This is a genomic window from Poseidonibacter lekithochrous (assembly GCF_018861145.1).
Lineage (GTDB): Bacteria > Campylobacterota > Campylobacteria > Campylobacterales > Arcobacteraceae > Poseidonibacter > Poseidonibacter lekithochrous_A.
The window spans coordinates 1-11,748 of record NZ_JAHKQT010000011.1; the positions used below are offsets into that span (position 1 = coordinate 1).

Consider the following 11,748-nt stretch of genomic DNA (forward strand, 5'->3'; position numbering starts at 1 on the left):
TTTTCAGAAGAAGCCTGGAGTGTTCAATAATCCGTGTCAGTCATCTAGTAATTCCTAAAATTGAATCATAAATTTAATGTTTTATCTAGTCTTCCCTCAAAGTAAATTGAGAGTTGAGAAATTGTTAAACTCCAATTTCTTACTGGTACCCCAAGAGTACTTCCTTCAGGCGCAGTCCATTTTTTTGAGGCATTCTGAATCCCCATAAATAACAATTTAAGTAAGCTGTTATCGTTGGGGAAAACACCTTTTGTTTTTGTTAAATTTCTAAATTGTCTATGAACAGATTCTATAATATTTGTTGTATAAATTACTCTTCTTATATCTTCTGGATATTCGAAATAGACTGATAAATTTTCCCATTTATTTCGCCAAGAAGTAAAAACTATAGGATATTTCTTACCCCATTTCTCTTCAAGTTTATCAAGTTCAATTTCAGCTTCTTCTTTAGTAAAGGCTTGATAAACTGATTTTAATTCTTTAGCAAATTGTTTTTGATTTGCTGATCCTATAAATCTTAAACTATTTCTTATTTGATGAACAATACAAAGTTGAACTTGAGTATCTGGAAATACAGAATTGATAGCTTCGGGAAAGCCTTTAATACCATCAACTGATGCAATGAGTATATCTTTTATTCCACGGTGTTGTAAGTCTGTTAAAACTTGCAAACAGAATTTAGCACCTTCACTTTGCCCTGACCGTAGGGAGGAAATACTCTTGGGGTGCATTTAAATAAAGTCCTAATATTTCTTTTTTACCATCAACTCTAACTCCTAAGACTGTATAAAAAGCTTTAGAGATATATCGTCCATCTTCCTTAACTTTGTAATGAATGGCATCAAGGAATACAAAGGGATATACTTCTTCTAGTGGTCTTACTTTCCATTCTTGAAGCATTGGTATTATTTTATACCTAAAGGGCACTTCTTACAGGGCGTCTGTAACAGCACTAATAGCACCCTTAGAAAACCTACACCATAAATATCTTCTATTAAATTTGCTATTTGAGAATAACTATTTCCATGGGAATAAAGAGCAAGAATTTTTTCTTCTATTTCATCTGTCATACTGGTTTGATTTTTCTTTACAATTTCAGGCTCAAAGCTTCCGTTTCTGTCTCTTGGAACATCTAGTTCAAATGAACCATGTTCACTTTTCATAGTCTTAGAAGAATAACCATTTTTACGATTTTTATTTAAATCTTCTGTAAAATGAGAATCTATTTCAGCTGCAAGTGCAGCTTCTGTTAATTGTTTTATTAATGAGCTTAATGCTCCATCTTTTCCACCGATACTTTTACCAGATTTTTACCCTCAAGGGGCATCCCAATATCTTTATCAAATTGTTCAGCATCTATTTCTATTTTCATCCGTGTGTCCTTTGGTATTTTTTATTTTACCAGATTGACACGGATTTTTGAACAGTCCCCATTGATTATAAAAAATTCTATAAAGTGACTTCTGAAAATATATATTATAACAAATGATCTAGGTATTAAAAAACTTAACTAAAATTTAAATTATTTTCCTATTTAAAATATCGTTATCCTTTTATTTTTAGAATAATATTCTCTTAATTCTCTAACTTTTACCTTTATTTAAATCTTGCATAACTGATCCACAAATTGCATTTATCCCTAAATTAGACAATACTTCTATATCATCAATACTATTTACAGAAGTTGCTATTAGTTTTATATCCAAAGATTGAGTTAATATTTTTAGAACACTTAAACTCTGTGCTGATTCTAATAAGAAATATTTTGAAGCTTTTATATATAAAGGTTTTAATTCTTTTAAATAAAAATAATCCGTACTATTAGCTATGAAGTTAAATACAGCAAAACCAAAACTATATTTTTTAAATAAATTTATATACATAGTTGTATTCTCTAAGTTTTTGTTAAAAGATTCTTCTTCAATTTCAAATATTAAATTTTTATTATCAAAGCTTTTATATTTAATAAATAACTCTTTTAATTTTGAATAGTTATTAAAATCTATAACAAAGACCTTTGGTAATTGTATAGTGATTTGTCTATTTTCTTTTTCATTATTTCTTAATATTCTTTCTATTATGTACAAATAAATTTCATTTAATCTACCTAATGCTAGAATAGAAGGGATTAGACCTTTATAAGAAAAGTTGTTATTTTCATAGTTTAATTCAAAACTTATAGTTTTATATAACACATTTTTTAAGTCTATATCTACTATATCTCTATAAAGAAGTTTAAAATAATCTTTTTCTAATGATATATTTATTATCTTTATCCATTCTTCTTTTGTTAAACAATTATCAATATCTTCAATAAAATAATAATCTTGCTCGTGAAATGTTTTAGCTTGAGAAATAACATAATCCATCTTAGTTAAAAGTATTTTTGCATTTTGTTCTTCCTCATATTTAAATAAACCAATAAATATTTCATCTTTCAAAAGTTCCACTTTTTCATGTAGATCTTTTATAAATTTTGATATAGATTCTTTCATATCTGTTTTATTTATATCTGGAGATAAAATAACAAATTCTGAACCATTTATTCTAGCCATTATATTTGAATCATTTTCGAACTCTTTTTTCATTATATTTGCAAAATTCAATAAAATGTCATTTGTTTTTACATATCCAAACTTTTTATTTAGTTCATCAATTTTCAATGAAATAATAGCAATAATACCTTGATTATTTGGATTTTCTTTTTCCAAAAACTCATTTACTTTTAGTCTTAAATATTTTCTATTATGTAATTTACTTACTTCATCAATATATAGAAGTTCATTATTTAATTTTAAAACAGTATTTGTATTTTCAAACATTTTTTCTATTTTATTTATCATGCTATTTATGCTTAAAGTTACTGATTTGAATTCAGTGGTAAAAGGCAGTTTCTCCTGAATAATAAATTCATTTTTCATCACTGCATTTGCTTGTTTTTTGATAATTTTAAGAGGTCTTAATATATATCCAAATAAAAAGAAAAGAATAAGAGTTAAGATAGAGAAACTTATCAACAAGGAATAGATAAGATTCTTAAATATTCCGTAAGTTTGTTGATAAAAGATACTTCTGTCATTGTATATTTCAATCGTTCCTAAAACATTCCACCCCTTTGAAATAGTTGCTTTAGCTGAAACTTCACCAATATCTACAAAATTTATAAACCATGTGGGAATATCTTTTTCTTGTGGTTCTATCTCTTTTGATGTTTCATAAATACTTACTTCATTCATATCTCTAAAAATTATTTTTTCATAATTTCCATTATCAAAACTTGCATTTATAACTGTTTTTATAGAACCAAGATCTGTACCTGCATTTGTAATAGATAGACTAATACTTGTTACACTATTTTGTACATTTTCATATAAAGATTTTTCTGTAGAATCTTTTATTATTTTAAATGAAACTACCGTTATTAATATAAATAATATTGTAAAAATAAAAGATAATACAATTGAAACTTGTTTAAATAAACTCATATCTTTTTCTCCCTAATTTTTTTTAGAACTACATCCCATTTTTTGTGAGCAGTCGTTTTTTTGCCCTTATTTAAAATATTTGGATTAAAGTTATAAATTGGTTTTAAATCTGTTCTCTTTGAAGCTGGAAATATTATTCGTCTTATACTATCTAAGATTAGTGGTTCTGAAGTAGGTGTTTCAAAATAGGATAAAACCATATGAGCTTCTTTTTTTCCTTTTAATCTAACATAAGATAAAAACATTTTTGAAGAAGGTATTCCTAACTGTTTTAATGCAAAAAATTTTGCAATAACATAATCTTCACAATCCCCCTTATCTCTGGCTAAAAACTCATAAGGAGATGCCCAATAATCACTTCTACCATAAACATCTTTATCATTACCATATTTTACAGCATTAAAAAAATCATTAACTTTTTCAAGTTTTTTCTTTGTATTACTATTGTCAAGTCTTTTTAATAACTTATTTAATGCTACAAATCTATTTTTTGCAAATCTATTGTACTTTTTTTCAACCTTAGAAATAAGAGAAGCACTAGTAAAATTAGCTGAATAGCTAGTAAAAATAAAAAAGAAGATAATTATAAATATTTTCATACATTAATTATATCTAAATATAGATAGGTAAAGAGATAAATAAATTTATCTCTTTACTATTTTGTTAGATTAGTTAGTTATACCATCAGAAATATCTGTTTGTACTTTCACTTTTACTGTATCATCATCTGTGTTTGTATATACATCAAATCCAGATTCTTCTGAACCTTTTTCCCAGTTACCTTTAAGAGTAACATCATCATCACTTGTACCAGTGATTTTAAGCTCATTACTACTATCTGTCATATCTATTACATCTTGTAAAGATAAGTTTAGAAGGTTATTTTCACCGTTTTCACTTAAATCTATCGTATCAATATTTTTTAAAGTATTACTACTTGATAAAGCATCAATATTATCAAAATTTAAACTTAATCCAGTATCTAGTTTTAAATTTCCAGAAACATCTGAAACATCTAATTTAAATGTGCCAATAGCTTCTATAGTATTAACTATTGTACCATCAACTGTTTTAGCTGTCACACCAACATTTGTAACATCTTTATCATGAATAAACTGAATGTTATTAATTTGATCAAATGCAATACCATCTAATTTCCAAGTACTTCCGTCTAAAGTAGCATTTACAGCTGTTCCATCTGTAAGTTGGAATTGCGCTGATTGATCTAACCCAGTTAACTCTAAACTCATAGTTTCACTACCATCTACATCTTCCATATTTGCATTAAGTTTTAAATCAACCCAGCTAAACGCATCACCAAATGTAAGTGTAGGAGCAATAGTTATATCATCTGCTACTGAAGTTATTTTTCCTGTTACATCAACATCCATAGGAGTTACTGTTGAAAGATTTTCTTCACTAACTGTAAATTTAGCTTTGAAATCAAACTCACCTGACCAGTTTTCTGGTGCATTAATATACACCTCAGGTTTACTTCCATCAGATGTTGCTGGAACTAACCATTTATTTCTAGTTACTTCGGCATCTCCTGTGATACCTGGATTTGTATCAAATGTTCCGCCATCAGTTGTTCCAATATTTGTAGCCATAACTAAATCTGTACCATCGTTATACCAAACTGTAAAACCATTTGGAACTTCATCTAAGATAATATTTCCATACTTTTCAGAACCATCAACAATACTAGCTGTAGTTATTTCAAGTCTAACAGAATTTCCTAATGTTGTAGAACCAACTGTTACTTCTTTATCTTCTGTACCAGTTGCTGTAACAACACTTGTATCTATAACTACATCTATTTCAGGACTTACTGTGATAGTTGTGTTACCTTTTGAATCTAATTCTAAAGTACTTCCTGTTTCTTTATTTTTAACACTTACTTCAAAGTTTACATCTCCATCTCTGTTTAAAGCAGGAGCATATTGTAGTCCTGTGATTGCAGTATCCACTGTAAATGGCGAATTGTCTGTTTTAGTAATAGTATATGTTCCATCATTATTATCAACTATATTATACTCTGTACCTGTTTGAGTTAAAGTACCTTCAGTTCCTTCTCCATTTGTATTTGAATCTTTCCAATCTTCAGTTACTTTAATAGTTAATGAACTACCAACAAGCTCTGTTTTAGTTCCATCAGATGGATTTGATAAAGTAATAGAAAGATTACTTTTACCATCTTCATTGATATTATCAGCTGTTACAGCTACAGTCATTGCATCTGTTATAGGTGAGATAGTTGCTTCAGGATCTAGTGTTACAGTATTTCCTTCTTTAAAGGCACCATTATGACTTGTTACAATATCTGCTGTTAATGTAAAGTTACCTTTTAAATCTCCCTCTTGCCCAGAGTTCATATCTTTTGGAGTTGTGATAAGTACTTGTGATAACACTGTATTCATATCAGATACATTACCATTTCCAGTAACTACATAGTGAGTTTTCCCATCTTGTTCATAAGAATAATCATATCCACTAACAGTAGAACCCTCAGGAATATCTGTAAAAGTTATAACTGATTGACTAGCTGCATTACCTGCAGTTACTTGAGTAACTTCTAAAATACTTCCTAAGTTAAATTGAACATCTTCGTCAATATCTGGAACTGTAGCTTTTAATGCTAAATTTAACTCTGCTGGTGTTCCAGGTTCTGTTCCTGGAGTATAGTTCCTAACAATATTTATAGTTTGAGAAGCTTCTTTTACTTCTGCGTCTGCACCATCTTTTGTATAAGTAGTGATTGTCATTTCCCTATCTTCAAAATCTGCACCTGAATTTATTTTAAACTTAATATTTTCTAATGCACCATCAGTATCTAAATCATTATCTGTTGGAGCTGTAATAACCCAAATACCATTAGCTTCACTTCCTGAATAACCATAGTAAGTAGCACCCTCAACAGACACACCAGTAGGAACACCTGAAATCACTATTTTTTGAACTGTTTCACTTCCATCAGCATCAGGACTTGATGTTGTAACTGCTACATTAAATTCTGAGTCATCAGCATTTACAGTTACAGTATCATTTTCATTATCAATTGTTATATTATCTTCTGTTGTAATATCACCTACAGTTAAAGTTGGAGCATCCGTTACAGCTTTTACATTTACAGTGTGTGTATGAGTAAAATCATTTGTATCTGTACTTGTATTTGTATCTGTTACAGTATATATTACAGATAAATCAAAACTATCAACATTATTTAGATCATGATCTGCTGTATTTTTTACATATACACTATCAGCTTCTTCAGCTGTAAGTTCATAGTATCCTGCTGCAGTTTCTGTTAATTCATTAGTCATATTTTCATCTGAATATAGTTTATATCCAGCAGGAACTTCAGTAGCTAAAAACTTAATACTTGCAATAGTTTCTTCACCAGCTGTATCAGCATCAATTAAAGTAGGTTTTAGATTTAACTTATTTGCACTTCCATCTGCATCTTCATAGATTGTTGAAGTCTCAGTGATTACAACATTATCAGCAATTGGATTTACAAAAATACTAACAGTAACTGGATCCCAAGTTTTACTATCATTTTCACCTGCTTTTTCAGTAGTAACATAAGTTAAATCAAAACTAGCATTTCCACTAAAGTTTTCAGGTACAACAAGTTTGATATCACCATCAATTATATCACTTGCTTTTACAACATATAAACCATCTTCTATATAAAATGGACTACCTGAATCTATAGTAAATCCATCTGTTAGTTCTATCTTAACTGTAAGTTCTTCTGAATTATCATAAGATACAAGATTTGCAGGAGTTGAGTAAATATCTCTTAAATTCAGTTGATTATCTTCATTTACATTTATATTATCATTTAAATCTGTTTCAACAGGTGCATCTGCCACATTTTTAACTATTACATTTATATTTGTAACAGTAGGAGCGGCAACACTATCTCCATCTTTAGTTTCTGCTGATACATTTAAAGTATAATCTGTGTCATCATTATGTGCTGGGATAAATTTTGGTAAGATATTATTGTCATACTCGTTAATAGTTATTGCCCAACCTGTTCCACTATTATCAACTGAAACATTAGTATCATCTGTTCCACTAATAAAACCATCTTTATTATATAATCCACCATTGTAGTAAATCGCCCCATCATCTGGAACTTCACTTATAGTTACATTAAATGTCTCAGAACCATCTTTATCATCTGAACTTACTTTGATATCAAGAGCAATACCATCTTCTGGTTTGTCGATTGTTCCATCTTTATCTTCAGTATTACCTTTACTTCTTCCCGCATCTTCAAAACCAACAGCTTGAGATACTTGGATAGTTGCTAAATCTGCTACTGGAGTAACTTCAACATTGAAATAAACTTCTGCTGTTTTAGGATTACTTGGTGTATCACCGCTATCTACACCTATATCTTGTACACTTAATTTAATTGTTCCATTTACTGTTCCACTATATTGTTCAGGTAATTTCATAGAAAATTCTGGATCTGCGTCTTTATTGTTTGTATTATTAAATACAAGAGTTGCTATTCCATCACTTCCAGCAACTGCTGTTTGTGTACCTACAGTAATAACAGTTCCCTCAGGAATACCAGAAACCGTATAAGTTCTTTTTTCTGAACCGTCTAAATCTCCAAGCAATGGAGTTGTATCATTTTGCGTTCCACTTGTTTTTGTAAGAATATCTTTTAAATCAATTGGAGTATCAAAGTATCCTCCTTCTGTTTTAGTGTCAAAAGTAAAAGTCTTATTGTCTGCACTTATTGTTCCACCTGTTGAAGTATCCCAAATCAATGAAATATCATCAGTAGCTGGGTTGATTTTAACAGTCATATTAGCACTTTTACTTTCAGTTAAATCAACAGAAGTACCTAATGGTACTCCAGCATCATCTACTTCATACGATGTTGTTTTGATATTTATTTTAATATCAGTATCATTATCTTCTGCATGAATTATTTTTAGACCTTGGTATTCTTCTGTTGTAAGTTTAAGAATTGTTCCTGAATCTGTATCAGGATTTAAACCTGCATGGTGATACTCTGCATCATCAGTGATAAATATTTTCACAACTTGATTGTTTGATGAAAGAGTAAATAAGTCATCTCCATTAACTTTTTCAATAACTGCACCATTAACAGCTTCACCATTTGCAAATTTAAGTTCAATATACCCTAAACGTTCAGGATTATCTCCCGTTGCAGTTGTTGTTACATCATTTTGGTCTATTTGATCTTTACTTAATGTTGGTTTTGTTAAACCAAGAGCTACACTATTTTCACCTTCTCTTTCATTACCAGTATCATTAGCACTATTTGCATCTTCGATTGTAGTTACATCTGCTACAGTCACACCAGGTGCATCTGCTATAGGATTTACTTTAATAGTAACAGTCGCTGTTGCAGTATCTCCATCATTATCTGTAATTGTATAGTCAAATGTTGGATTAACATTATAATTACTATAGTCATCTGCTGGAGTGAAAGTAACTGTTCCATCTCCATTATTTGTTAGAGTACCTATAACATCATCACCATTGATATCATAAATATCTACTTTATTTGTATCACCTACTCCTACTGTAACTTCAGTATTGTTAGTTGGCGTAATTTTAAATTCTCCAAAATCATCTTGACTTAAACGGATAGTTTTAGACGTATCTTCATTTGTTTCTATACTTGAAGCAACTGCACTTGGAGTAGAATCTTGGATTGTTACATTAAAAGTATCAATTGCATCATCATCAGCGTTAATTCCTTCTATATCTCCTTCTGTAGTAAAGTTATCAGTATCAACAGTATATACACTAAATGGTAATGTCCATTCTTCATCATTTGTTGCTTTTGTATGGTCAATTGGTAGTGAAAGTGTAAAGTCATATTTTGCATCTGTAGATGCAGGATCTGTAATAACTATCTTAAATACCTCTTCTCCTCCTGTTGTTCGTGTAGCTGTTATAGTATGCTTATCTGCTGATAATGCATAAACTAAATCTTCACCAGCAGATTGAATACCAAGTGCTGTTAATGTGGCAATACTTGCAAGAGCAAATTTTGTATCTGCAATTTCATCACTTCCTTTTTCTACATTTAAAGCATTATTTGATGATGTAAAAGGATTAAGAGATACAGCACTACCTAGAGTAACTTCTGTAATAGTTAAATCAGCTGGGTCAATAGTTGGATTAGCTCCATCAGTCACATCAATATCTTGAACTGCACTTGAAGTATCTCCATCGAAGTCAGTTATTGTGTAAGTAAAGCTATCTGTAACTGCATCATTTTCAGTAGTACCATTATCTCCACTCTCATTTGATTCAGTTGCATCTGAAGTATAAGACCAAGAACCATCACTGTTTACCGTTAATGAACCATATTTAGTATTCATTTGCTCACCTAATGTTCCATCTACAACTTCATCCAATTCATTTGTATATGTAAATCCTGTAATAGTTGTAAGTGGTTCATCAGCACCTTTTACATCGTTATCAAGAAGATTAACCATACCTGTAAGTTCTACTCCACCCTCTACTACAGAAAGTTTAGCTTCAGTATTTGCAGTTGGTACATCATCTACTATTGTTACTTTAAATTCTGAACCAGCCACACTAGAATCAATATCTGAGATATTGAAGCTAAATGGTAAGTCTATACTATCTTGAGCATCAATTGTAGGATGATCAATTGTATCAAGTAGTTCAAATTTATATTTTTGAGTATCACCACTTGCATCATTTGTATTAAGTAAGTCGATTGTAAATACATCAACACTACCATTATTTGCTGTAATTGTATGACCTGAATTACTTAAAGTATAAGTAATATTAGCACCATTCGATTCTAAGTTAAGTGCATCTAATGCTGTAATAGTTGCAGCATCAAAAGTTACATCTTTAATATCATCTTGGTTTTTGTTTATAACTAAAGTTTGTTCTGCTATTAAGCTTTCCTTATTTGTATCACTTCCATTAACTAAATCATCTTCATCTAAAATGCTATCTGGTGCAGTTGCAGATGGATTTGTATCTGTTACTTTAATTGTAAATGTTGCCGTTCCTGTTGTACCTGTACTATCTTGAACTGTATAAGTAAAGATATCATCAACACCATTTAAATTGTTTTCAGTAGCATCAGGAGTAAAACTCCAAGTTCCATCTTCCTCAATAGTTATATCTCCATATTGAGAATTAACAGTTGCTTCCCCATTTACTAAAGTAGCAGTTTGTGTATTTCCATCTTCATCTTTGTACTCAAAGCTTACGATTTTACCACCTACTCCTAATTCATCATTAGCAAGTAAATTTAAAGATTCTGTAGTACTAGTAATTGTAGAAGCACCTTCAACAACAGTTTCAGCTTCATTTCTAAGTTCAACTTCTTCTGTGATTGTTCCTTTAGCAGCATTAACTGTTGTTTTAGCTCCATTAGCAACATCTGCTATAGCTATATTTTCAAAGTATCCACTTTGATTAGTTATTGCATCTATTTTTACATCATAACTTTCAGTACCTTCATTAATTAAATCTTCAGTAATTGTATTTGAGAATGTAAAACTACTATCAGTTCCATTTCCTGTAATCGTAACAGAAGTAACTCTAACTGGATCAAAATCTGCATCTGTTGCTGTGTCTCCAACTGTATAAGCTAATTCTACTGTTATAGTTTCACCATTTGCTAAAATAATAGGATTATCATCTTTGTCTACAAGTGTTATTGTATGTGTAAGTTTTGCTCCTTCTGCTTCTTGTACTGTTTTATCTCCTGATAATTGTACATATACTGTATCTTCACTTCCATATGCTGGGTTTTCTGGATCTTCTGGATCTGGCTCTGTTGGCGTTCCTGGTGTTCCTGGTACTTCTGGATTTTCTGGATCTACTGGTAATGTTCCTGGATTATCTAAGATTGTCCCTTTTCCTGAATTTACATCTGAAACAACTATATTTTCAAAGTATCCACTTTGATTTGTTATTGCATCTATTTTTACATCATAACTTTCACTTAATTCATTTAAGAAATCATCACTTACGATATTTGAGAAATCGAAACTTGTTGTTGATCCATCTCCTGTTATTGTTACTTCTGTATATTTTGTACTAAAGTCATCTGCTGAAGTCCCATCATTTGAGTATGCTAAAGATACTGTTATTGTTTCTCCATTTCCTAGAACTACTACTTCTCCCTTATCATCTACAAGTGTTATTGTATGTGTAAGTTTTGCTCCTTCTGCTTCTTGTACTGTTTTATCTCCTGATAATTGTACAT

3 protein-coding genes and 1 pseudogene are annotated in these 11,748 nt (G+C 30.2%); all 4 read right to left on the reverse strand.

The window, feature by feature from the left end; all coding sequences use genetic code 11:
- Positions 1–65: 65 nt before the first annotated feature.
- A pseudogene (locus KO488_RS04670) lies at positions 66–1,372 on the reverse strand (IS256 family transposase).
- A 211-nt stretch (positions 1,373–1,583) separates the two neighbouring features.
- Positions 1,584–3,485, reverse strand: a complete 1,902-nt coding sequence (locus KO488_RS04675) for a LapD/MoxY N-terminal periplasmic domain-containing protein (protein ID WP_216057632.1) — start codon at positions 3,483–3,485, stop codon at positions 1,584–1,586.
- Positions 3,482–4,084 (reverse strand): transglutaminase-like cysteine peptidase, encoded by a 603-nt coding sequence (locus KO488_RS04680; RefSeq protein WP_216057633.1) that lies wholly within the window; start codon positions 4,082–4,084, stop codon positions 3,482–3,484. Before KO488_RS04680 ends, KO488_RS04675 begins: the two co-directional genes overlap by 4 nt.
- A 69-nt stretch (positions 4,085–4,153) precedes the next feature.
- A partial coding sequence (locus tag KO488_RS04685; RefSeq protein ID WP_216057634.1) for an Ig-like domain-containing protein occupies positions 4,154–11,748 on the reverse strand: 7,595 nt, incomplete at its 5' end.

Excerpts from the sequence above, each read along its gene's own strand:
- KO488_RS04675 (WP_216057632.1), bottom strand. The coding sequence starts at position 3,485 with ATGAGTTTATTTAAACAAGTTTCAATTGTATTATCTTTTATTTTTACA.
- KO488_RS04680 (WP_216057633.1), bottom strand. The coding sequence starts at position 4,084 with ATGAAAATATTTATAATTATCTTCTTTTTTATTTTTACTAGCTATTCA.